The organism is Ktedonobacter robiniae, assembly GCF_016587375.1.
GTDB lineage: Bacteria > Chloroflexota > Ktedonobacteria > Ktedonobacterales > Ktedonobacteraceae > Ktedonobacter > Ktedonobacter robiniae.
On record NZ_BNJG01000009.1, the window covers coordinates 56,479 to 78,021 of the forward strand.

Genomic DNA, 21,543 nt, shown 5'->3' on the forward strand with positions numbered 1-21,543 from the left:
GCGTATATGCATATACACGTCAGGCCTTGCCTTTTGTGCACGACTAATGTTCGGTGGATTCCTGATTGTCGTTGGTGAGGCGGGAGCCGTGGGCGACAACTTCCTTGGTTTCTGGCTCTGGCTCGGTTTCAGGCAACGCGGCGGCTTGTAGATCCAGCAGGCTGCTGCCGGAGAGGTGAGGTGAGAGCGCTGAAGGCTCGCCTGCCGGGACATAGGAATCGCTGCCCTCTGTCTCTGGTAAAGAGTCTGGAAGCAGAGCGTAGCCGCGTGAGGACTGGCTCAAGAATGAATTATCGGGTGCAGACGCTGTCTCTGGTTGGGCCTGTGCTTCTGCTGGCTGAGTCGAGTCGGTCTCCTGATGCAGTTCCTCGGCTGGCTGTTCAGGTGGGAGAACAGGTGTTGCCGCATCGATGTAGGCCAGCCACTCTGAGGCATCCATGCCTGGGGCGTTGTCTTGCAGGCTCTCTTGCTCTGGTGTGGCCTCTGGGGCAGGCTTCGCGGCAGGCATGGGGGTGATTGGTGGCGTTACCACCGGAATGATCTCGGTCCTATGAGGCATGGACGCCTTCTTGCTGATGGCGCGCATATTGGTCAGGGTGGCGCCGCTATCTCTGAGCTGCTCTTCCTGGGTGGTATTGATGAGATCGCTCAGTGTGCTATCATCATGGATGGCGGTGCGAAGCTGTTCCACGGTGAGGTTGCGAGCGTTGAGCAGGTTGGCGCCGATCAGGTTGGTTTTATAGAGATCGGCGGCCAGAAAGTTAACGCCGTTTAGATTGGCGCCGCGCAGGTCGGTATGAGTCAGATTGGCGCCGGAGAGATCGGACTCCTGGAGATCGGCCTCTTTCAGGTTCGCCCAGGAGAAGTCGGCCATAAAGCACTTGGTGGTGCGCAAGATAGTTTGACTGAGATTAGCGTGTCCCAAATAGCGTGAGGAGAGGTCGCGCCCGGAGAGGTCGGCGCCACTGAGATTGACATGTTGCCAGCGGGGCGTGGATTTGCCTGACTGGTCCTGCTTTACCGGTAGCGGAACATCTTCGATGCGGGGGATGCGGGCCAGTTCGTATTCGGCACGTGCCTGTTTTGTGGAGGTTTCAAAGGCGTGGCGTAGCTCGTCGCGCTGCTGGCGCTCGAATTTCTCCAGGGTGTTCCAGGCGTTCTGTAGCTGCTGTATCTGGGCCTGGATGCGATGTTCCACTTCAGTGAGATGTTTTTCTTGTTCAGCGCGCCAATCTTGCTGACGAGTATTCTGGGCTTTCTCCCAGATTTCTTGTTGTGCCTGTACCTGCTCGGAGGCCTGTCGTAGCTTTTGCTGTGCCCGGTAAGCGAGCACGAGCGCCACGATGGCAATGATGAGGCTCACAACGGCTAACACGATTTCCATATACACCTTGCTCCGTAATTGATACTAGTTTGAAACGATCCCTACGTCAGTTCGCGCTATTTTGTGAGTTGCGCTGGTGCTTGTGAAGCAATAAACCAGGCTGAAAGGCTTTATATGCGAGTTTGCGGTTTACTATGCGCGTGCATGGTGCGCTTTGTTGCCTGTCCTTCAGTATAATATAACCTTCGACCACGTGGTTTCTGGGTCGTAAAGAGTACTATGCGTCGGCATGACTTTCTGTTTTTCGCATATGCTTGAGAAGGGATGAGACGCACCAGGGAAATTGTTTTCTCTGATAGACCAGAGGGGCTGAAAAACATTATAATAAGGCCTGTGTAAAGAGGGAATAAAGTATCCTCCTTTGGGTACTATTGGTTTAGCTCAGAGGTCAATTCTGGCCACTTAAGATCTTATTCCGAACCCCAACGCCACTGGCGTGTCTAGCGCTTCGCGCTCAGGTGTTCAGATAGGAAGACGGAGTGTTTATATGATGAATAACTACCTTGTCCCGGTCTCCTTCTTGCTTGATGAGGAGAAACGGCAATTGATTTTAACCTGGAGTGATGAGCACGAGAGCCTGCATAACTGGGAGACGTTGCGCTGGGCCTGTCCCTGCGCGTGGTGTGCGGGTGAAGGCGGACAGCCTGGAATGCTCCAGAGTCGGCAGAGCCTGACGAGCGAGGAGACCACCCTGGCCAACTTGCAGCCAGTCGGGCGCTATGGCTTGACACCCATATGGGAGGACGGCCATAAAACAGGCATCTACACCTTCGAGAAGCTCCGGGCCATGTGTGAATGCGATGAGTGCAAGAAAAATGCAGCTCAGACAGAACGCTATCCCAGAAAGTAATAGCTACGTTAATAGCGATAAGCCTTCTCGTTGTATGTAATACGCGCACCATTTGCGCGTGTGAAGAAGGATGCTTCTTGCGGAAAGCAGAAAACGTATGCTTAACCGCGAGAAGCGTGGCATGGATGTTGTCATTACATTTGTATGAGGTGCAAGGATGACGATAGGGACTGAAAGTAAACGAGAGGCGGTAGCCGCGATCAGACCCTCGCGGCGTCGCCATCCGTATGTGTCGGGATTGGTGCTTCGTATTTTGATTGCCCTGTTGGTAAGTTGGGCATTGGTGATGCTCTTCTTCGGGGCTGCCGCTATCTCGCACTAGTCATTGAACGTAGAGGCACGGCAGAGGCACTGCCTGCCGTGCTCTGATCGTGGTAGAGAAGAGAAGCGTTTTTTTACCGCGCTTCGCTGCTTGCCTGGTTGGCTTGCTGCTGTTGCTGGTGAAAGGCCATCCCCATTAGCTGTTCAGCTTTGCGTTCGTCGTCCTTCATCAGTTGGAGCGCGAAGGCGATATCCTGGTTAGGTGCCAGGGTGAGATCGGCCTGTCCCTCCTGTACGGCTTTGACGATCTCGGCCGCGACCATGTCGGGTGTCAGTAGGATCTCAATATTCATATTGAAGCCGGCCTCCTGCTGGAGCATCGGGGTATCCACCCAGGCTGGATAGACGGTGGTGACATCAATGCCGCTGCCGAAGAGTTCCGCGCGCAAGGCCGAGGAGAAGCCACGTACCGCCCACTTGCTGGCGACATAGCCGCTGAGCTGTGGTGGTGGTAGCTTGCCCGCGACTGAGCTGATGAGGACATATTGCCCGCTGCCCTGCTGGCGCATAAAGGGGAGCGCGGCGCGTACCGCGTGATAGGTCCCCATGAAATTAATGTCCATCAGGCGCTGCATCTCCGCTCCACTAAATTCATCAACCGGGCCGCCGCGCCCGATGCCTGCGCTTGTCACGACGAGGTCGATACGGCCAGTCACCTGGGCAGCATGCTGCATAAGCGCCTGCACCTGGATTTCATTGGTGACATCGAGCCCCATGGCTACCACTTGCCTGTCGCCAGCCTCCTGGCTAGCGAGTAGCTCCTGCGCCGCCGCCGCCAGGGCTTGCTCATTGATATCGGCGATGACGATATGCGCTCCACGGGTATAGAGGGCGTGCGCCGTTGCTTTGCCAATGCCGCTCGCGCCGCCTGTGACGACCGCGACAGCTCCTGAGAACTCCTTGAGGGTCATTGATCCGCTCCTCTCAATCGTAAGGTACAAAATAGCCAAAAAGAGGTATTACTCTGCTTTGATCTTATCCCCTGGTCTCTCTGCTTGTCAAACAAGGTGCTCTCTTTTATACACTCCTCAGCACCACGCCACAGCATATAAATGGGGGTGTGGAGGGGGCCAAGTATTAATAGGACCAGTTGTTTTTCAAAGATTGGCGAATCGATATATACTAGGGGATGATGTCATTATCTAGAGTTGGAGGAGCAAGAGAATAATGCTTGTTGATTTGCGTAGTGATACCGTTACCCAGCCGACGCAGGAGATGCGCGAGGCGATGTACCGTGCCGAGGTTGGCGATGATGTATATGATGAAGACCCTACCATTCATCGCCTGCAAGAGCTGGCAGCCGAGATGACGGGGAAAGAGGCGGCGCTCTTCGTGCCAACGGGGACGATGGGCAATGCCATTGCTGTGTTGACGCATACCGGGCGCGGGCAGGCGGTGATGGTGGGTGATGAGTCGCATATTTATCACTATGAAGCGGGCGGGGCCTCGACCCTGGGTGGCTCGCCCATGTATGTTGTGCCCACGCATACCTCGGGGATGCTGGACCTGGAGCGGGTACGCGATGGGATCGCGGGGCTTGCGGACCCGCATGTCGCGCCCACAGGGTTGATCTGTGTGGAGAATACACATAACCGTTGTGGTGGGACGGTGCTGACCGTTGAGCAGCTTGCGTCGCTTGCGGACCTCGCTCATGCGCACAATATCCCTGTGCATATGGATGGAGCGCGTCTCTTTAACGCTGCTGTAGCCCTGGACCAGCCAGTGCATGAGCTGGCGCGGCCGGTGGACTCGCTGATGTTCTGTCTCTCCAAGGGGTTGAGCGCGCCTGTGGGATCACTGCTGGTAGGCAGTAAAGATTTTATTCGGCGCGCGCTACGCACGCGCAAACTGCTGGGTGGTGGCATGCGCCAGGCTGGCTTTCTGGCTGCGGCGGGCATTGTGGCTCTGGAGCAGATGGTGGAGCGCCTGGCGGATGACCATACGCGCTGTAAGCGCCTGGCGCTGGCCCTGGCCGATATACCAGAGGTCGAGGTCTTCCCAGAGAAGACGGTGACCAACATGGTCATCTTCCGCCTGCGTGATCAGCAGGGCGCGGCGCTAGATGCCACTGAGACCCAGCGCTTTATCCAGGCTGCGCGTGAGCAGGGCGTGTTGATGGGTCAGTCGGGCGTGGGCCGCGTGCGAGCCGTGACGCATTATGGCATCGAAGACGAGCATATTGAGGCGGCCATCCAGGGCATACGCCAGGCTTTGCGTGATAGCAAAATCGCGAAAATTGGCTAAGAGTCATCCTTTTTTGCTGCGGCCCGTGGATGACTGGAAGCGGGAGAAGTTCGGTGGCTTGCAATATCTACCACGCGAACTCACGGATCGTGGCGAACACAAATGCATCAATAGCGCATCTAATGACTTGGTATTGATGCAAGTTGCACGCGAGCTGCGCCAGGTCGCGGAGGCGATCCAGGCCACGTTTGGATAAAAAATCTTCTAGGTAAAAGAAACTGGGGAACCAGTCCTGCCTGGTTCCCCAGTTTCTTTTACCTAGAACTTATTTTGTGGGGAGCATTGTTTCTTCTGGGTTGACGCTGCCCGCGTAGGCGCATTCAGAGATCAGCGGACAGTGTGGACACTTAGGGCGCTGGGCATGGCAGATGGTGCGCCCGTGGCGGATCAGGTTTACATGCAAAGTGTAGGCCCATTCTGGTGGGAGCGCTTTGAGAAAGATGGTATGGGCCTGGTCGGCGCTGACCTTGGGACCGATCAGGCCCAGGCGATGGGTCAGGCGGTGCAGGTGGGTATCAATGGGCATAAGAGGTCGGCCCATATTAAAGAGAAGCACACAGGCAGCGGTCTTGGGTCCCACGCCTGGCATCTGCTGGAGATAGCGCCAGGCTTCTTCCAGTGGCTGCCCTTTGAGTTCATCTTGCAGAAAGGCAGAAAGTGAGCGCGTATCTCCCTTCGCTTGCTGCCACTCGCTGAGCGTATGTAGCGCACTTTGAATGCGGGGCGCTTTTATATTCGCAAGGCCGCCACTCTTGATGGCCTCGGCCACCTCATGGGTGGGTGCGTCGCGAACCTCCTCCCAGGTGGGAAATTTTTCTATTAACTGGCGGTAGGCACGCCCTGAGTTGATGTCAGAGGTGTGTTGTGACAGAATTGTTCCCACCAGCCCGCCCAGGGGATCATGGTCTGGCTCCCAGGTTGGTTCTCCATAATAGCCAATCAGTAGATCATAAACGCGCTCTAAATGCTCCAGAGCGCCAGGCGTGATACCCATATTCTTACCCCTTCTTCTTTATTTTTTTACTCACTCTACAGACGAGCGACGGGGCTTTTTGGGTCTATGCCAGGGAAAAATGATTGTTCTGTTGTATCTCCTCGGGAATTCTCGCCACTATGTGGCTCACCGGGTCAGGGTCTGTGGTGCCGGGCTGGCAAAGCCAGCCCGGCACCACAGACCCTGACCCGGTGAAGCGTCACAGACGTTGAGAGCAGCCCTACAAAAAGTATTCGCTGACTGCCCTGGCAACTTCCTGAGGGCCGGTTTTGTTGAGTCCGAAGTGGTCGAGGGCTGGAAACTCCCGCGTTTCAACGTGCGGGAAGACCGCTGCGAGTCGCTTCATGCTTGTGTCCGCCTGCGGAATATGCCCTTTGCCACCATACATGAGCAGGACACCCGCAGTTATTTCCCCATAATTTTTATAGCTGTTGTCCAGGCGTGCTACTTCTTTGTGTTCACGTAGATTTTCCTGAAGGAGGCTCAGGATGGTCTTGAGCTGATGAGATTTCAGGAAAAGCGGCAGCATGCGCTTCATGAGCCAGGGTGGTGTTTTGCGCGCGGACTCCGGACCCATGGCGAGGGTAAACTCGACAAAGGCATCCAGTTGCTTGTTCTCGGCCAGCTTCTTTTCATAGCCCGGTATCCAGGCTACCGGGATGGACCCATTGATGGAGACACCAGGATCATAGACTGCTACTCTGGCGAATGCCTGGTTGTTGCGGGCTGATTCCAGGGCGACAAGCCCGCCAAAGCTATGGCCGACGAGAAGATGCGCACCGGTCTGGCGCTGCAGCGCGAGTACATCCTCTCGCTCTTTTTTAATACTGTAATCGCTACCCTGTGGTCCGCTCTGGCCGCGCCCACGCCGTTCCATGGTGTGAACGGTGAAGTGCTCGGCCAGAGCACGCGCGAAGGCCGTATAGTCACGGGCCAACGAGAGCGCGCCGGGCACCACAATCACTGCCGGCCCGCTGCCCACGCTCAGGTAGCTAATCGTGGTTCCATCCTGAGAAAGCACAGTGCTGGTCGTCTCTATCGCAGTGTTCATGATAATGACTCCTTTGGGGTGGCTGGGAAGGCGGTGGCGATGGAGGTGGCTTCCCAGGTTTTCCATTCCTGGGAAACTTCGTCCAGTTTTTTGCGCATCATCTCCAGGGCGTCGGCTCCCAGAGCCAGGCGCAAGGGAGGTTGGGGATGCTCAACCACCTTGAGGATCGCGGCTGCGGCCAGGGCCGGATCACCTGGTTCATGCCCGTGAATGTTCTTCGTGGTGTAGTCAAGCACCATGCCGCTGGTCTGCGCGTAGTCCTCGATTTTGCGCTCCGCCACTTTTAGTGAGCGACCGGTGAAGTCTGTGCGAAACAACCCGGGTTCAATGATAGTCAGATGAATGCCCAGCGGCGCTATTTCCTGGGCCAGCGCGTCGGATAGCCCTTCAACGGCACGTTTACTGGCGTTGTACATGCCCATCCCCATAAAGCTGACAAAACCGCCGATCGAGGACATCATCAGAATATGCCCGCGTCGTTGAGCGCGTAGGATGGGCAGGGCCGCGCGGGTAACATTGAGGAGCCCGAAGACGTTGGTCTCGAACTGCTGGCGTACCTCAAGCGCTGAGGTTTCTTCGATAGCTCCAAAGAGACCATAACCGGCGTTGTTGACTAACACATCGATCTGTCCGAATCGCTCCACAGCCTGCGCAACTGCCTCCTGGCACTGGGCCTCGTTGGTAACATCCAGCGCAAGCGTGAGTAACTGCTCGGGAGAAGGGGTACTCAGGCTCTGGAGTTGTTCCAGATGGCGCGCGGTCGCTACCAGGCGATCCCCATGAGCCAGGACGGCCTCAGCTAGGGCTCGTCCAAAGCCGGTGGAACTTCCGGTGATGAACCATACGCGAGAAGACGAAGAGTTTATCGCTTTATCATGTGTCTGAAACATTGTTTTTCCTCTGCTCTACTAAATTGTCAATTGTCAGATGTGCTTTCGTATCACTGACCAGAGTATAGTGGGCAAAGGAGGAGCCGCGCGCCGCCCGACTGGGTGGTTGGGCGGGTGGTTGTGAGTGGGGATTGTTAGATCAATTTCAGGCGACTGGCGGCCGCGCTAGCTTCGATGCGGCTGTTGACGTAGAGTTTGCGGTAGATGTTTTTGACGTGGCCCTTGACGGTGTTGACGGAGATGATCAGCGCTTCGGCGATTTCGGGATTGCTACGCCCGGTGGCGAGGAGGGCGAGCACCCGCTGTTCCTGCGTGGAGAGTGGTTCGAGCAGCGTGCTGTCCGGGCTGCTGGTTTGGGGAGAGAAGGGGCCAGCAAAGGCGTGGAGGATATTCTGAGTCCAGGCGCGCAGGGGCTTCTCTGTAAGGGAAGGCAGGAGTTCGCGCAGGAGGGTCGCCACTTCTTCGCCTTCATCAAGGAAGAGGCGCAGGAATCCCTCGCCGCGCGCCTGCGCGAGGACAAGGGTGAGTTGCTGGTTACTCTCTGGCACCTGTTTGAGCGAGGCATGGGCGAGCGCGATGAGGAGCTGAATTTCCAGTATTCTCAACATGTGTTGGCCCTCTTGAGCGTGGCTGAGAAGCTGCATAAGCTGAGGTAGAGCGCTCGCTGCCTCGCCCTGGGCCAGATGCAGGCGCGCCGCGAGCAGGTGGATAGATTGTTGTTGTAGAGGGGAGTACTCCTGTTCAGAACGGGAGAGCGCATCTAGCGTGTGTTCTGCGGCCTGGAGAGCACCATCGCGAATCTGTGTGTGCGCTTGCCAGAGGAGGACATCTGGGACGAGTTGACGCGTATGGCTGGCTGCTTGTAGGTGTACGATAAGCGCGGAGAGGGCTGTCTGTGCCTCGGTCTCTTTCCCGCGCACGCGCAGGAGGAAGAGCCGTAAGAGTTCTAGCTGAGTGCGCACGGCTTCCTCTCCCACGGGGAAATCGCCCTGGGAGTGGTGTTGATGAGATGCCTCGCGGGCCAGTTGCTCCGCCCTGTCAAGCTCGTTCCACGCGTAGGCAATGCGAATGCATCCGCACGCAACTTGTATGCGAAAAATATCCTCGCCGGTCTCATTCGGCCAGGGAGGTTCGGCCAATGCTTGCCGGTAATAGGAGTCGGCCTGGCGCAATTCGCCCATTTCGAGAGACACGTCACCCAGCATGCGTCCGATGACGCGGGTGAAGACACGATCCTTGACGCGCAGACTGAGGGTATAGCCTGCCAGGAGATGCTGGCGAGCACTGGCGAAGATGCCCGCCTGCATGGCTTCCATGCCCAGCGTGAGCAGGCAGCCACAGTGCCATTCGATCCACTCATCTGGTCGCTGCTGGTATGCCTGTTCAGGGTTGGCGGGCAGGAGGTAGAGTGCGGAACGCGCATAGGTGGCGGCAGGCGCAACAAAGCCGTGAATGATGGTAAAGGTCGCGCGAAAGGCGTAGAGAATGCCGACTTGGAGCATATCTCCCTGCGTGCGCCAGCCCTTTTCCGCCAGTTGGAGCAGGTCTTCGGCTGGCTCGATGCGCCAGACTCCGCCCGGGTGCTTTTCGGTGAAGATGCGCGCCTGGGCGAGGAGGAAGCAGAGGACAGGGTGCGTGGCCAGAAGGTTTTGTGGTATCTGTTCCAGCCAGCGGCGCATGGTATGGTACTCGTTGGAGTAGGCATGCTCGTTGAGGTGTTCGATCAATCGCCCGGCTCGCTCGAAGTCTTGCGCGAACAGGGCAGCCTCGATGGCTTCCGCGAGCATGGCATGTTCTTCATACCAGGAGCTGGCCTGTGCCGACAGTTCGTGCAGCGTCCCGGTTCCCAAACGGCGCTCCGCCTCGGCTCGCATGGCCTCGGCGAAGAGGGCATGATAGCGATACCACTCGCCCGCACTGTCCAGTGCATCGAGAAAGAAGCCATTGCGCGCTACCATCTCCAGCCACTCGGCGCCATCATGTCTGCCTGTCAGCGCATCACACAGCGAGCCGCTCAGACGACCAGGCAGGCTAGTCTGGAGCAAAAAGAGCTGGAGCGGCTCCGGCTGGGCGGCAAGTACTTCGCTCAGGAAAAACTCCTGGATTGGGCGATGAGCGCGCTCAACTATGGAGTCCGCGCTCAGTTGTTTGAGCGCAGCCTCGATTGCCTGGGGCGTTCTCTGGCTTTGCAAGCTCAAGGCCAGCAGGCGCAAACCAGCAGCCCAACCCTCCAGTTGTGTATAGAGTGTTTGCAGGAACTCCTCGGCGAGTGCTTGTTGGAGGAATTGCTGGAGAAAGAGTGTCGTTTCCTCCAGGGAGAAACGCAGTTGGGAGGTCTGGATCTCCAGCAGGTCGCCACGCGCGCGCCAGCGCACCAGTGGGAGCGGTGGTAGGCTGCGTGTCAGGATGATGACATGGAGAGAGGCTGGCAGGTTTTCGATGAAAAAGGCCAGCGTTTCGTGGATCTGAGCGTGCTCAATCAGATGATAATCCTCTAAAACCACTACGCCCTCCTGGACAAAGCGGCTCAGATCGTTGAGCAGAAACGCGAGCGCCGCCTGCAATGGCGCCTGCGTGAAAGGTTGTCGGGTACTCTGGGAGAGCTGTTCCAGGGCCGTCTGGCCGATTTGCGCGTCAGAAAGCTGGCAGGCGGCGATCAGCGTAGACCAGAAGCGCAGTGGATCGTTATCACTCGCTGCAAGCGAAAGCCAGGCCACAAACAGAGGAGCCTGTGCCTGGCGACGCGCGAGCCAGCGACTGACCAGCGTGGTCTTGCCAAAGCCAACTGGAGCGTGCACGAGGGTTAACTTTTGCTGTCGGCTGCCATCCAACAGTCCCAGCAGAGGATCACGCTCGACCAGTTGGGCTGGTAGGCGCGGAGGCCGTAGCCGTGTCTCCAGCAGCGGGGTGGCCGCCTGATGCGAGCCTTCCCCGCGTGTAGCCAGAGGTTTGGCCCCAGAGGTTTCTTCACTCGCTTTCTTCTCGCTTGCTATCCTTGATGAAAGCGCCTGTGCGATCTCCTGAAGCCGCGCTAGTGTCAGATCCTCCCCTTTGCCCATGTACGCGCGATACAGCTTGCTCTGGTGCTTGCGATACGCCTTCCAGTACCATCCACCGCGCCCGCTGCCAGATCCCTCCTTGCGTGCCGTATAGCTGCCCTCTGGGGCATGAAAAGCAAAGAGCGTTGAGCGCTCTCTTCCCACCCACTCAAACCACGCCGCCGACCCAACAGCAATCTCAAGCACCTGCTCGCCTTCATGAGTCACAAGGGTGTTTTGCTCAATGGTAGGTGTTGATCGCGTCATGCGTCTCTCTCTTATCAACCTTGTTTATTAACTGCTAAACGCAAAGTTCCCTAACAGTATAGCATACTTGTGAGGGAACTTCGTGTTTAGTTGCTGAGCCAGCATAATCTTCTTGCCGATCTTATCGCCCGGCGGCTCCGAAGGGGTCCGGAGGATGGTGTACGAGAGAAAGACCCTAAAAACGATGCTACGTTTTGGCGCTCTCTGCGATGACAATCATAGAGAGTATTCTCCCACTTCTATTGTCAAGGATGAGATTCATGCAGATATCATCGGACGCGGGCGTGGGGCAGATGAGCAGACCGCGCAAAGCAAGCCCTCGTTGAACCAGCCTACGGCAAGTGAACTGCACCAGCTTTCCAGTCTCAAGCTAAACAACAAAACGGTCATCGTTGTCTCGCTTGCCATGCAGAGCGCGCGTGTGTATACCAATGGTTCGCTTGTACGCTCGTTTCATATCGCCTCGAGTTTTACCCGACTGCCAACCATGCCTGGTCACTTCCAGGTTGACTACACGTTCGAACAGGGCACATTAGCATCCGATGCATTGCCACCAGGCCAGGGGCATATCGAGGTATCCTATGAACTGTTTTATCGAACCGGCCCGTAAAACCCCTGGCTTGAGTCATGGGAATACAAGGGCCGTTCCTTTTGGGAGTGGCTTGGGTGGCGGGAAGCGGAGGAAAGCGAGAGCTTGACAACAAAGCGAGGCTTCTGTATACTGCTTCTTGAAATCTTGTTCTATGTCTGTGAAAAACATCTCAGCGTTGAAGTGTCCAGGAATGCTGCAAGAGGAGGAGATGCATGGAAGACGCGAAAGATACACCAGAACCGCAGGCAGCCGAGGCGCCCTTGCCTGTGCGTGTCAAAGCCTATGTCTACCGCTTGTACCCCACGCGCAAACAAGAAGGTACCCTCCTGTGGACGCTTCGTCGCTGTAAAGAGCTCTACAATGCAGGCCTCGAAGAACGCACCCTGGCCTACCAGATGGCTGGCGTCTCGATCTCCTATCGCACACAAGCCGACCAATTGCCCCAGATCAAACAGGAGCGTCCTGAATATCAGGAGATCCATTCCCAGGTCCAGCAAGATGTGCTGCGCCGCCTTGATAAGGCGATGCAAGCCTTCTTTCGTCGCGTGGCTGAGTGAGGGGCAAACCCCAGGCTACCCACGCTACAAATCAGGCAGCCGCTATCACTCCTTCACCTATGTCCAAAGTGGCTTTGAGCTTCTTGGTGCCCTCGCCTCCCACGACACCAAGGGCAAGAAAACCTGTCGGCTCGCGCTCTCTAAGGTTGGACATCTCAAGATGGTGATGCATCGACCCATCCACGGCACCATCAAAACCTGTACCATTAAGCACGATGGCGACCAGTGGTATGCGATTTTGAGCGTGGAGCAGAGGGGTGATCCCACCAAGGCCATCCCCCCCTCTGGTGAGGCTGTGGGCATTGATGTGGGCATCACCTCCTATGCCACGCTCTCCACGGGGGAGCAGATTGCCAACCCTCGCATCTACCGTTGCACCGAGCAGCAGATCAAGGCCGCCCATCGCAAGCTGGCTCGGCGCAAGCGGGGCAGTCATCGACGCAGCCGGGCCAAGCGGGAATTGACACGACTCTACCGCAAGGTGCGCCATCGTCGAGAGGACTTCCTGCACCAAGCATCTCGCCGCCTGGTCAATCAGTATGGGACCCTGGTGTTTGAGGCATTGCAGATCCCCAATATGACGGCAAGACCCAAGCCCGAGAAGGAGAAGGCCCCTGCAACGACAGAGGGAAGCGACGGTGGCACGACAGCAGCGACGGTGACACACTATCTGCCCAATGGAGCGGCTGCCAAGAGCGGCCTGAACAAAAGTATCCTTGACGCGGCCTGGGGCCGTTTCATCACGCTGTGTGCCTGCAAAGCGGAAGAGGCTGGCGGCATGGTGGTGAAGGTGGTGCCCCAGCAGACGAGCCAGAGATGTAGTGGCTGCGGGGTTCTGGTCCCCAAAGGTCTCTCGGTGCGATGGCATTCCTGCCCCACGTGTGGGACCGAGCTGGATCGCGATGAAAATGCCGCGCGAAACATTCTGCGCCGCTATGAACTGCAAGGAGCCATTCCTGATCGCAAGAAAGGCAAACCCAGCAGGAAGGCGGGTCGGGGCGGGAAGCGTCCCACAGCGACTGGTGTCCTCTGAGGAGGGCGCTGGCCACTGTCGAAGCCCCCGCCGCAGGGGCGTGGGGTACTTCACAAAACCATCAAGCAGGCTGAGCATCCAGGGGCGTATTATAGGTCGTTCATCTATTGCAACCCACAGCGTACGGTCTTTGGCCCGAACGCGCAGCTGCCCCATATCGAGGGCGCACATACCGCTGATGGCAGCATCACCAGCGGGATTGAGGCCCCCAGGGAGAACGCACAATGGCTCTATAACTCTCTGCAAAAGGGGAGCGATATCATCATCTATTAGCGTGTGTTTCTGCGATTGCTCACATTTGCTTGATCAGACCAAAAACTATCGTGAACGCCCTCTCTGGAGACAGAGAGGGCGTTGCTTTGTATATTGAACTGTTGTGCGCGCATTATATACTCGCTGCCGGAGAAGGCTTGATGCCCTCGCACATTGCTCTTAACTGGTGGGTATCCTGTGTTGGTATCATGGAGGAAGAGGGGATATAAATGCCCTTATCGACGTACCTCCTATTTTGTGTGCGCTGGGTAGTACTGCCGGGTAGTGGCGTATGGTGGCGAACTGGAGAGCCTGACAGTGGTCATGCGCCCTCGACGGCTTGCGGAACGCGATGCTAGAATGGAGGGTGGAAATTTCCCAGCCCAGCGAGTGTTGAATAAGATATTATATTACCTATGAGGGTAGAACATATGTATTTAGACAAGACACTACAGCAATATTTAGATGACCTGGCCTCCGCGCAGCCTACGCCAGGTGGCGGCTCCGCCTCGGCGCTGACCGGAGCGATGGGCGCGAGCCTCGCGTGTATGGTGGCGCGGCTCACGGTTGGCAAGGCCGACTATACAGTGGTCCAGCAGGAGATTGGCGACCTGATTGAACAGGGTGAGGGCCTGCGCGCCCGCTTCCAGGAGTTGATGTGCCTGGATATCGAGGCCTATGGCAAGCTTTCAAGCTGCTTTAAGATGCCACGCGGGACCAACGAAGAGAAAGAGGCGCGCAAACAGGCCGTACAAGGTGCGCTTGTCGAGGCGGCCCTGGTGCCTCTAGAGATGGTCGAGCGCGCACTTGAGCTTGTGCGCTGCTGCAAACGCGTCGCCGAGATCGGCAACAAAAATGTGCTCAGTGACATCGCCACCGCCACCTCGCTGGCCCTGGCTACCGGGAATGGGGCGGCCTGGATGGTCAATGTCAACATTACCTCTCTGAAGGATGCAGACAAGGCCCAGGAGTTGCAGGGGCGGCTAGATGGCGCGCTGGGACAGATTACGGAAGAGGCGCTAGGGGTTAATCGAGCAATTGAGGAGAGAGGTGCTAAGTAGCATGACGGTAACTGTACTTGATGGAAAGAAACTGAGTGCGGAGATTAAAACTGAACTGAAAGAGGAGGTGCAGCGCTTTCAACAGACCTATCAGCGCGCGCCGGGCCTGGTAGTCGTACGCGTGGAGGGTGATGCCGCCTCGGGCGTCTATACCAAGGCTATCTTGCGTATCGCCAAAGAACTGGGCGTTGAGGCGTCCGTGGAAGCGCTTCCCGCAGAGACGACGACCGAGGAATTGCGTGATGCACTTTTGCGCCTGAATCGTGATCCCGCAGTGCATGGGGTAATCGTCCAGATGCCGCTGCCGGAGCATCTCCCCCAGCGCCTGGTAGCTGAGACGCTTGCGGCTGAGAAGGATATTGATGGTATTAGCCTCCAGAGCGCTGGCAATCTGGCGTTGGGCTTCCCCAGCTTGTATCCCTCGACCGCGGCGGCGGTGGTGGAGATCCTTGAGCGCACTCAGACGCCCATTGAGGGGAAGCGCGTAGTCATACTGGGGCGCAGCAATGTTGTTGGCAAGCCGCTGGCTCTGATGCTCTTGCAGCGCAATGCGACCGTGACGATCTGTCATTCGCGCACGCAGAATTTGAGTGAAGTTATGCGTGAAAGTGATATCCTGATTGCGGCTGTCGGACGCCCTACCATGGTAAAGGCAGAGATGGTTCGGCCTGGAGCAACAGTCATCGACGTTGGCACCAACGCGCGTCCAGAGGGCGGAATTGTGGGTGATGTAGACTATGCCTCGGTGAGCGAGGTGGCTGGTGCGCTGACTCCAGTGCCCGGAGGGGTCGGACCATTGACCAATGTGATGCTGATGAAGCAGTGCATCGAGGCGGCCTGGCGACAGGAGCGTGAGCGAGCGCGAGCCTGATAAGCCAGATCAGCTTTCGTATATGAGGATCGTACTTTTACTCTGAGTTCCCCCTCATGTGGTAGGAGGGCTTTGCAAGGCGGCAAGCCCTCTTACCTTTTTGTTTTGTCGTAATTTTTTGCATATAGGCTGTACTTTCGTCTGCACTAGCGTGGTAAGAGACCATATGCGAGAGCAACGGCTGAGGCACGAGAATCTACATTCAGCTTCGTATAAATGTTGGTCAGGTAAGCCCGCACGGTTCTTTCCGTGATACCCAGACGCACGGCAATTTCTTTACTGCGTTCGCCCTGGGCCACTCCCGCTAGCACCTCCTTTTCACGCTTGGTTAAGGCGATGGAACCTGAGATGCCAGCGCCTTGAGGATGCTGCGATCTGCTCACCGATAGAGCAGGGCTGACTGAAGTTGCATAAGAGAGGAGACGAGCCATCGTCTCTGGCTGGATCAGCATCTCGCCTCGTGCTGCCGAACGGATGGCATCTAGTAAGGTTTCTACTGGCGTTTCTTTGAGGAAATAGCCGCTGGCTCCAGCTTGCAGTCCTTGGATCAATAGTTCATCCTCGTCATAGGTGGTGAGCAGGAGAACAGCGATGTGTGGCCACATGGTTCGGATGCGCTCCAGCGCGGCAAGGCCATTCATACCAGGCATGCGAATATCCATCACTACGACATCTGGTTGCGCCTGTTCTACCATTGCTACTACTGCTGCGCCATCGGCCGCATCGCCGACGAGTTTGATCTCCTCTCCCCCTTCTTCTTCGAGCATCAAACGCAGCCCCTTGCGCACCATTAGATGGTCGTCGGCTATGACAACGCGGATGGGTCGTGGCATATCTCTTTCCCTCCCTTTTAGCTTTCCTGTGGACGTATTGGTATGTGGAAGCAAAGGATGGTTCCCCCACCTTTCGTGCTTATTATCTCCAGTTGCCCCCCGATGAGTCTGGCGCGTTCCCGCATGCCAAGCAGTCCATACTGTCCCATTTCAGCACTGATCGTATCCGGGTCAAAGCCAACCCCGTTATCTCGTACCTGGATAGTCAGGAGGCTCTTATGAGCGATTGCCTGGATCCAGACCGCGCTGGCTTGGGCATGGCGAGCCACATTGGCGAGTCCTTCGGAGATGACCCGTACCACGTGCTCGCAGCAGGGAGTCGGGAGGGTCGAAAGGGCTGCAATATCAGCGTGACAGGAGAGACCTGTGGTGGCCGTGAAACGGCTGATTTCCTCCTGGACTACTTCTACAAGATCATCAGAGCGGGTGCGTCCACTACGCAGATCTCCAATGGCACAGCGGGCATCTGCCAAAGCATCACTGGCTTGCTCCATCACCTGTTCTAACAACGCCTGCGCTCGCTCCACTTTCTGGTGACGCAACTGCGCACGTACTACCCCTAATTGCATCAGCAGTCCAGTGACTCCCTGGACCAGAGTATCATGCAAGTCGCGGGCAATGCGCTGGCGCTCGGCCATCAGCGTCAGTTCTTCGATGCGCAGGGCAAAGGTGGACAATTGTGCATGCGCCTCATCCAGTTCGCGCAAGAGAACCAGGGTGCGCTCGTGGGCCTGTTTGGTCTGTTGGACATAGAGCAGCAGGGTTATCAAGAAGAACAGGCCGAGAAAGCCAACTCCTGGCGCCCATCCCCCACCCCAGATATCACTCCAATCTCGCGTTGGACCAATCATTTCTCCATAGAGGAACAGGAGCAGACAATCACCTCCGATGAAGAGGAGCACGGAATGGATCTGTTTGAACTTCAGGGTGGCAATCAGAAACAGTAAGGGCGAGAGCGCGAGCGCCAGAATGAGCAGGTGGGTCATCTGGGTGAGCAGGAGCAACGTCACCACCAGGTGGAGTGTTGCTGAGGCGGTATATTTCCCTGGTGAGGCAGCATATTTCCATGCCCAGCTATTCCAATAGACTATGATGCTCCCCAGCCAGAAAAGAAAAAACCAGGTGAGTGAACGGACGTGACGAGGCTGCTTCATACGCTCTTCCTTCGCCTCCATAAGGAGTTGTGCTACCAATATCATTTGCCCTGCTCGCAAGCGAGCATGCTGTCTCGATTATAGCACGTCTTGCTCTCCTCACCCCCGTCGCTTCCACCACTGTCGCTTCCGACACTGGTGCCATCGGCGAGAAGAACCGTGTCGTAAAAGACGTAGCAATAGTTCGCGAGAGACGCTATGCTCCCAGATAGATGCGTATCGATCGCTCTTCCAAACGCGTTTTCGCTCACCTTTAGGGAGCTTCTGAGTGATGAGATGCCCATCAAGAATAATAATCTATCCTTGAAAGGATCATCTATGGACAATCCCTATCCTGCGGAAGTCACCCGCCCATCTCCCATAGGCACAATCATGAACATCTTTACTATGCTCTTTCTTCTCCTTACCCTGTGCCTTGGGTCTTTCTGCTGTCTCTCCTATGCCTATTCAGAGGGTGCCTCTGACATGGTAAAAATCATCTCCAATGCTTATACCACTGGCATTCTGACTCTCAACGGGCCCGCCCTCATTGGTATACTGCTCTATATCCCTCTCTCTATCTGGAGTGGGATCGTGCTGACCGCTGCCATCAATGTTGCCAGGAAAGTTCGCCGCCTCACTCCCTCTTTGCTCTGGGCCGCCCTCTTCTATGTGTTCAGCCTTGGGCTGGCTGTCGGTTGTTTCTCCCTCAAATTTGAATGTGTCACCAATGTCTCTTATAACGGCAATGAGGACTGTTCAGTCTTCTTTGGCTCCCTGTTCCCTCCTACTGTCTATGCCACACTCATCCTGGTTGCGCTGGCGATTATCCTGACGACTTTCTTTAGTCTACGCTTGCGGGATAGGTAAGTGTCTCACCTGTGATCTCATTTTCGGGCCGGGCGTTTCGCTTGACGCCGTCGGGCTACGCGCACCATCGACCGGTGCGTATTTATATATTCGAATTACGAATTTCATTTGTCACGACAAGGAGTCGCCATGACTGAGAATGATTCTCCCTCTTCAGAGGCTTTTCATCAGCCAGCCGTGCCTGCGCCGGCTGAAATCATTGTCCCACAGGCACCGCTAGAGCCTGAATCCACCTCTGCCGCTGCTTTCACCCCTCAATGGCCACCTGCACCCATGCCTCAGGTCTCCCCCGATGCCCTACCACCATCTATGCCCTATGCCTTCCCTGTCTCTTCCTCTCGGGGTAAAATCAAGCGGCGCAATATCCTGCTTCGGGCTGGCTCTCTTGTTGCCCTGACTGGCCTGAGCACCCTGATAGGTGGACCGATGGCGCTCCACTGGCTAGTCAGACACCTGCCTCCTCACCCCGCTTTGCGCTATGAGGGACACTGGAATGGGGTCTATGCTCTGGCCTGGTCACCGGATGGCTCCCGTATCGCTTCCGTTGGCAGGGAGGGGCGTTTTCATATCTGGGGTCCTAGAACAGCGCAAACCCTCTTCACGTCACCAGAGATTGAGTACCAATTTTCGGCCTTTAATTATGCTGCTCTGGCCTGGTCACCCGACGCTCGGTTTCTCGCCTTTTCATGGGCTGATCAGCAGATCCAGGTCTGGAATGTCACTGCTCAACACCAGCAATTGTCATACGGGGACTCAGTTATTGTCTCCTGGTCGCCCAATGGCAACTACCTTGCTACCATTTTTCATTTTGGTCAGAGCAGTACTTTTTGTATATGGGAGGCGCTCACCGGGAAAAAGCTGTTTACCCAGGACCGTGTAGAAGTTTGTGCTATCAATGCCCTGACCTGGTCTCCTGATAGCACATATATTGCCTTCGCCAGCGATGACAAATTAAACAGTGTTCAGATCTGGAAGGCGCTGAGTGCAGAGCAATTCCCGGGCTATACCAGGCATCGTGGTAATGTCTCCTCGCTCTCCTGGTCACCTGACGGTACATACATCGTCTCGGCTGAAACTGATCACACAGTACAGGTCTGGCATCCTGTTGCTGGCCATCGCCTCACCTATCGTGGCCACGCAGATCAAGTTTATGTTGCCTCCTGGTCACCCAATGGCAAATACATCGCCTCGGCTAGCGCTGATCGTACTGTGCAGGTCTGGCACCCTGCCACTGGCAAATGTCTCTTTACCTACCAGGGACATCCCTACGACGTAACCTCCATGGTCTGGTCACCTGATAGTAAATCGATCGCCTCCGCCAGCAGTTCGCTCCCCGACGTCCATGTCTGGAACCTACCCACCAATCTCTGAATAGGACCCATGCCCAACTCGCGTAGATTCTGTTTATGACTGCGCACCGGAGTAAGGACCGTGAGTTCATCAAATCTTTGCGGCCATCCAGAAAGGAGAGGTGAAATCATGCAAGACAAGAAGTTGGCAAGCACATCTAAGGCTATCCTAAGCTTTACCCTCTGTTTTGGCATATTTTGCACACTCTGCTCCACTTGTTCAATATTTAGCAATGCTTATATGGGACCAGATGAGTGGCTGAAAGTATTTGCCAATGAGTTTCAACAGGGTCATCTTTATTTTAATGAGGATGGTATTGGACTGTTCATCCTCGGCTTTTTCATTGTTGGCATCATGAGCTTACTTACTTTCGCCTTTGCTTTTAGGGCTTATCGACGCAAGGAAGGAGGCAAGAAATCAATGGTGTGGGCGATGCTTCTCTTTGGCGTAGCGGCTCTTGTAATTGTGGGCGCATTCGCGCTTCGTACGCATTCTTCATGCCATGAGGACCCTGAGGGAAGCGATGACACTGTGTATTGTACGTATGCGTTGCCCGGCAGCCAACCCTTCACGCCAACTCCGTAGGGTAGACGAGTGGTAGATAGATAGAAGGAGCCATCGCAACCCCTCTTTGCATAGCTCTTATGTTTCTTGCTAGAGCGCGTGTGAGGGGTTGCGTTTTTTGTTCGTTGTGGACTCTTCTGGCTGGCGAGCGCGGCGCAGGCGCAGGAAGAGTAGGGCCCCAAGTACCAGGACGATCACAGCGCCCAGGCCGCCCCAGCCAATCAGCTTCACCAGGTGCTCTACCTGGTCAAAATGGTCCTGGAAGAAGATTCCGCTAAGGTAGCCCAGGCTTCCAATCAGGGTAGCCCAGGTGATGCCGCCAAGCGCGTTATAGAACATAAAGGCGCGCCAGGGCATCTGATTCATTCCTGCCAGAAATGCCGCCCAGATGCGCAGGAAGGTAATGAAGCGTCCAAAGAAGACAGTTTTGGCCCCATGACGCGCGAAAAAACGCTCCGCGTACTCCAGGTGGCTGGTCTTCAAGAAAAAGTATTTGCCGAAACGCTCGACAAAGCGCCGTCCACCTGTGCGACCGATATAGTAGCCAATGTTGTCACCAATAATCGCGCCTATGGCTGCGCAGAGTATGATGATGGGGAGCTGAAGCTGATGGCTGGTCGCCGCGTAGAAAGAGGCCAGCAGGACCATACTTTCACCAGGGAGGGGGATGCCCGCGCTCTCCAGCAGGATCAAAAGCGTGACCGCCGGATACCCCAGGATATCCAATAAGCTCTGAAGTGTATGTATGGAGAAAAGCGTTGCCAAATCCATTGATGTGACCCCTTCCAGGTTGTTTTCATTATGGCTTATCGTCACAGTTATGGCTGAAGATGAAGATTTACCAGCCGGATTGTGTTTGCTTTAATAGATGTCAGTTCTATACACTAGTCCGTAGTATACAAGGATAAAGCCTGAAAAGAATCGCAAACCTGTTAAGTATCTGTCGCAAATATGTCGCAAAAGATAAAGCAGGCGTAGGCGGGACACAAGGGAGATGAGAGGATGAATGCTATCCTGGTCAGATTATGGAATTTGCTGAAAATAGGGACGCTACAGTGGTACCTCCTCTGGTTTATGCATCACAAATATATTGTTGGTACCTCAGCTGTGATTTTTAATGAACAGGGAGAGATCTTATTGCTGCGCCATCGTTTTTGGCGCGAGGGGTCCTGGGGCCTGCCAGGAGGTTACGCCGAACATGGCGAGTCGCTTGAGGAGACGGTCTGCCGCGAGGTGCGCGAGGAGACGGGATATGAAGTGGAGATCGAGCGCGCCTTGCGCTTGGTAAGCGGCTACAAATTGCGTCTAGAAGTGAGCTTCGTGGGGCGCCTGGTAGGAGGCGAGCGCAGGCTAGATGCGCGAGAGATCATCGAGGCGCGTTTCTTTGC

Annotated in this window: 23 protein-coding genes; 14 read left to right on the forward strand and 9 right to left on the reverse strand. The window is 55.9% G+C overall.

Annotation, left to right across the window (positions count from 1 at the left end; genetic code table 11):
• Window positions 1-43: 43 nt before the first annotated feature.
• Entirely contained in the window at window positions 44-1,384 is a 1,341-nt protein-coding gene (locus JMJ04_RS47890) for a pentapeptide repeat-containing protein (RefSeq protein WP_236039205.1), read from the reverse strand.
• Between the two features lie 487 nt (window positions 1,385-1,871).
• Between JMJ04_RS47890 and JMJ04_RS46210 the strand changes: the two genes are divergently transcribed.
• Window positions 1,872-2,234: a gamma-butyrobetaine hydroxylase family protein gene (locus JMJ04_RS46210; protein ID WP_201377083.1), complete on the forward strand. Its 363-nt coding sequence runs from the start codon at window positions 1,872-1,874 to the stop codon at window positions 2,232-2,234.
• Window positions 2,235-2,391: 157 nt separating this feature from the next.
• Complete coding sequence (locus JMJ04_RS46215) at window positions 2,392-2,556, forward strand: hypothetical protein (RefSeq protein WP_201377084.1); 165 nt, start codon at window positions 2,392-2,394, stop codon at window positions 2,554-2,556.
• A gap of 73 nt (window positions 2,557-2,629) precedes the next feature.
• On the opposite strand, the gene JMJ04_RS46220 is transcribed toward JMJ04_RS46215, so the two are convergent.
• Window positions 2,630-3,466, reverse strand: coding sequence for an SDR family NAD(P)-dependent oxidoreductase (locus JMJ04_RS46220; RefSeq protein ID WP_201377085.1), 837 nt, complete (start codon window positions 3,464-3,466; stop codon window positions 2,630-2,632).
• Window positions 3,467-3,722: 256 nt separating this feature from the next.
• On the opposite strand from JMJ04_RS46220, the gene ltaE reads away from it, so the two are divergent.
• Both ltaE and JMJ04_RS46230 read left to right on the forward strand, forming a co-directional pair.
• Entirely contained in the window at window positions 3,723-4,799 is a 1,077-nt protein-coding gene (gene ltaE / locus JMJ04_RS46225; RefSeq protein WP_201377086.1) for a low-specificity L-threonine aldolase, read from the forward strand.
• A gap of 13 nt (window positions 4,800-4,812) precedes the next feature.
• Complete coding sequence (locus tag JMJ04_RS46230) at window positions 4,813-4,995, forward strand: hypothetical protein (RefSeq protein WP_201377087.1); 183 nt, start codon at window positions 4,813-4,815, stop codon at window positions 4,993-4,995.
• A gap of 69 nt (window positions 4,996-5,064) precedes the next feature.
• Here the strand turns inward: JMJ04_RS46230 and JMJ04_RS46235 are convergent, their stop codons facing one another.
• The 4 genes from JMJ04_RS46235 to JMJ04_RS46250 all read right to left on the reverse strand — a co-directional run bounded on the left by JMJ04_RS46235 (window position 5,065) and on the right by JMJ04_RS46250 (window position 11,039).
• The gene (locus JMJ04_RS46235) at window positions 5,065-5,793 is read right to left on the reverse strand and encodes an endonuclease III domain-containing protein (RefSeq protein WP_201377088.1); all 729 of its coding nucleotides are present in this window, start codon (window positions 5,791-5,793) and stop codon (window positions 5,065-5,067) included.
• A gap of 220 nt (window positions 5,794-6,013) precedes the next feature.
• A complete protein-coding gene (locus JMJ04_RS46240; RefSeq protein WP_201377089.1) occupies window positions 6,014-6,844 on the reverse strand; it encodes an alpha/beta fold hydrolase in 831 nt (276 codons plus the stop codon).
• A complete protein-coding gene (locus tag JMJ04_RS46245; RefSeq protein WP_201377090.1) occupies window positions 6,841-7,734 on the reverse strand; it encodes an oxidoreductase in 894 nt (297 codons plus the stop codon). The genes JMJ04_RS46240 and JMJ04_RS46245 overlap by 4 nt, the downstream gene beginning before the upstream one ends.
• 134 nt (window positions 7,735-7,868) lie before the next feature.
• Window positions 7,869-11,039: a winged helix-turn-helix domain-containing protein gene (locus tag JMJ04_RS46250; protein WP_201377091.1), complete on the reverse strand. Its 3,171-nt coding sequence runs from the start codon at window positions 11,037-11,039 to the stop codon at window positions 7,869-7,871.
• Window positions 11,040-11,193: 154 nt separating this feature from the next.
• Between JMJ04_RS46250 and JMJ04_RS46255 the strand changes: the two genes are divergently transcribed.
• The 5 genes from JMJ04_RS46255 to JMJ04_RS46270 all read left to right on the forward strand — a co-directional run bounded on the left by JMJ04_RS46255 (window position 11,194) and on the right by JMJ04_RS46270 (window position 15,405).
• Window positions 11,194-11,649 carry a L,D-transpeptidase gene (locus JMJ04_RS46255; protein WP_201377092.1) on the forward strand — a complete coding sequence of 152 codons (456 nt, stop codon included), beginning with the start codon at window positions 11,194-11,196 and terminating at the stop codon, window positions 11,647-11,649.
• A gap of 194 nt (window positions 11,650-11,843) precedes the next feature.
• The gene (locus tag JMJ04_RS47895) at window positions 11,844-12,188 is read left to right on the forward strand and encodes a helix-turn-helix domain-containing protein (RefSeq protein ID WP_236039206.1); all 345 of its coding nucleotides are present in this window, start codon (window positions 11,844-11,846) and stop codon (window positions 12,186-12,188) included.
• Window positions 12,145-13,221, forward strand: coding sequence for an RNA-guided endonuclease InsQ/TnpB family protein (locus JMJ04_RS46260; RefSeq protein ID WP_236039207.1), 1,077 nt, complete (start codon window positions 12,145-12,147; stop codon window positions 13,219-13,221). The genes JMJ04_RS47895 and JMJ04_RS46260 overlap by 44 nt, the downstream gene beginning before the upstream one ends.
• A gap of 683 nt (window positions 13,222-13,904) precedes the next feature.
• Complete coding sequence (locus tag JMJ04_RS46265; protein ID WP_201377093.1) at window positions 13,905-14,534, forward strand: cyclodeaminase/cyclohydrolase family protein; 630 nt, start codon at window positions 13,905-13,907, stop codon at window positions 14,532-14,534.
• A 1-nt stretch (window position 14,535) separates the two neighbouring features.
• The gene (locus JMJ04_RS46270; RefSeq protein ID WP_201377094.1) at window positions 14,536-15,405 is read left to right on the forward strand and encodes a bifunctional 5,10-methylenetetrahydrofolate dehydrogenase/5,10-methenyltetrahydrofolate cyclohydrolase; all 870 of its coding nucleotides are present in this window, start codon (window positions 14,536-14,538) and stop codon (window positions 15,403-15,405) included.
• A gap of 146 nt (window positions 15,406-15,551) precedes the next feature.
• On the opposite strand, the gene JMJ04_RS46275 is transcribed toward JMJ04_RS46270, so the two are convergent.
• Both JMJ04_RS46275 and JMJ04_RS46280 read right to left on the reverse strand, forming a co-directional pair.
• Entirely contained in the window at window positions 15,552-16,238 is a 687-nt protein-coding gene (locus JMJ04_RS46275) for a response regulator (RefSeq protein WP_201377095.1), read from the reverse strand.
• A 17-nt stretch (window positions 16,239-16,255) separates the two neighbouring features.
• Window positions 16,256-17,392, reverse strand: coding sequence for a sensor histidine kinase (locus JMJ04_RS46280; protein ID WP_201377096.1), 1,137 nt, complete (start codon window positions 17,390-17,392; stop codon window positions 16,256-16,258).
• A 29-nt stretch (window positions 17,393-17,421) separates the two neighbouring features.
• Here JMJ04_RS46280 and JMJ04_RS46285 point away from each other — a divergent pair, with 29 nt between their 5' ends.
• From JMJ04_RS46285 to JMJ04_RS46300, 4 genes are all read left to right on the forward strand, one after another.
• Entirely contained in the window at window positions 17,422-17,604 is a 183-nt protein-coding gene (locus tag JMJ04_RS46285; protein ID WP_201377097.1) for a hypothetical protein, read from the forward strand.
• Between the two features lie 106 nt (window positions 17,605-17,710).
• Window positions 17,711-18,241, forward strand: coding sequence for a hypothetical protein (locus tag JMJ04_RS46290; protein WP_201377098.1), 531 nt, complete (start codon window positions 17,711-17,713; stop codon window positions 18,239-18,241).
• A 129-nt stretch (window positions 18,242-18,370) separates the two neighbouring features.
• Window positions 18,371-19,612, forward strand: a complete 1,242-nt coding sequence (locus tag JMJ04_RS46295; RefSeq protein WP_201377099.1) for a WD40 repeat domain-containing protein — start codon at window positions 18,371-18,373, stop codon at window positions 19,610-19,612.
• A 108-nt stretch (window positions 19,613-19,720) separates the two neighbouring features.
• Window positions 19,721-20,176 (forward strand): hypothetical protein, encoded by a 456-nt coding sequence (locus tag JMJ04_RS46300; RefSeq protein ID WP_201377100.1) that lies wholly within the window; start codon window positions 19,721-19,723, stop codon window positions 20,174-20,176.
• Between the two features lie 69 nt (window positions 20,177-20,245).
• On the opposite strand, the gene JMJ04_RS46305 is transcribed toward JMJ04_RS46300, so the two are convergent.
• Window positions 20,246-20,926 (reverse strand): DedA family protein, encoded by a 681-nt coding sequence (locus tag JMJ04_RS46305; RefSeq protein ID WP_201377101.1) that lies wholly within the window; start codon window positions 20,924-20,926, stop codon window positions 20,246-20,248.
• Window positions 20,927-21,157: 231 nt separating this feature from the next.
• Between JMJ04_RS46305 and JMJ04_RS46310 the strand changes: the two genes are divergently transcribed.
• Window positions 21,158-21,543 (forward strand): NUDIX hydrolase (locus JMJ04_RS46310; RefSeq protein WP_201377102.1); only part of this gene is annotated, 386 nt, incomplete at its 3' end.

Excerpts from the sequence above, each read along its gene's own strand:
- JMJ04_RS46290 (WP_201377098.1), top strand. The coding sequence starts at position 17,711 with ATGGACAATCCCTATCCTGCGGAAGTCACCCGCCCATCTCCCATAGGC.
- JMJ04_RS47895 (WP_236039206.1), top strand. The coding sequence starts at position 11,844 with ATGGAAGACGCGAAAGATACACCAGAACCGCAGGCAGCCGAGGCGCCC.
- JMJ04_RS46250 (WP_201377091.1), bottom strand. The coding sequence starts at position 11,039 with ATGACGCGATCAACACCTACCATTGAGCAAAACACCCTTGTGACTCAT.
- JMJ04_RS46245 (WP_201377090.1), bottom strand. The coding sequence starts at position 7,734 with ATGTTTCAGACACATGATAAAGCGATAAACTCTTCGTCTTCTCGCGTA.
- JMJ04_RS46270 (WP_201377094.1), top strand. The coding sequence starts at position 14,536 with ATGACGGTAACTGTACTTGATGGAAAGAAACTGAGTGCGGAGATTAAA.
- JMJ04_RS46210 (WP_201377083.1), top strand. The coding sequence starts at position 1,872 with ATGATGAATAACTACCTTGTCCCGGTCTCCTTCTTGCTTGATGAGGAG.
- JMJ04_RS46265 (WP_201377093.1), top strand. The coding sequence starts at position 13,905 with ATGTATTTAGACAAGACACTACAGCAATATTTAGATGACCTGGCCTCC.
- JMJ04_RS46305 (WP_201377101.1), bottom strand. The coding sequence starts at position 20,926 with ATGGATTTGGCAACGCTTTTCTCCATACATACACTTCAGAGCTTATTG.
- JMJ04_RS46255 (WP_201377092.1), top strand. The coding sequence starts at position 11,194 with ATGGTGTACGAGAGAAAGACCCTAAAAACGATGCTACGTTTTGGCGCT.
- JMJ04_RS46275 (WP_201377095.1), bottom strand. The coding sequence starts at position 16,238 with ATGCCACGACCCATCCGCGTTGTCATAGCCGACGACCATCTAATGGTG.
- ltaE (WP_201377086.1), top strand. The coding sequence starts at position 3,723 with ATGCTTGTTGATTTGCGTAGTGATACCGTTACCCAGCCGACGCAGGAG.
- JMJ04_RS46215 (WP_201377084.1), top strand. The coding sequence starts at position 2,392 with ATGACGATAGGGACTGAAAGTAAACGAGAGGCGGTAGCCGCGATCAGA.
- JMJ04_RS46295 (WP_201377099.1), top strand. The coding sequence starts at position 18,371 with ATGACTGAGAATGATTCTCCCTCTTCAGAGGCTTTTCATCAGCCAGCC.
- JMJ04_RS47890 (WP_236039205.1), bottom strand. The coding sequence starts at position 1,384 with ATGGAAATCGTGTTAGCCGTTGTGAGCCTCATCATTGCCATCGTGGCG.
- JMJ04_RS46220 (WP_201377085.1), bottom strand. The coding sequence starts at position 3,466 with ATGACCCTCAAGGAGTTCTCAGGAGCTGTCGCGGTCGTCACAGGCGGC.
- JMJ04_RS46280 (WP_201377096.1), bottom strand. The coding sequence starts at position 17,392 with ATGAAGCAGCCTCGTCACGTCCGTTCACTCACCTGGTTTTTTCTTTTC.
- JMJ04_RS46235 (WP_201377088.1), bottom strand. The coding sequence starts at position 5,793 with ATGGGTATCACGCCTGGCGCTCTGGAGCATTTAGAGCGCGTTTATGAT.
- JMJ04_RS46240 (WP_201377089.1), bottom strand. The coding sequence starts at position 6,844 with ATGAACACTGCGATAGAGACGACCAGCACTGTGCTTTCTCAGGATGGA.
- JMJ04_RS46300 (WP_201377100.1), top strand. The coding sequence starts at position 19,721 with ATGCAAGACAAGAAGTTGGCAAGCACATCTAAGGCTATCCTAAGCTTT.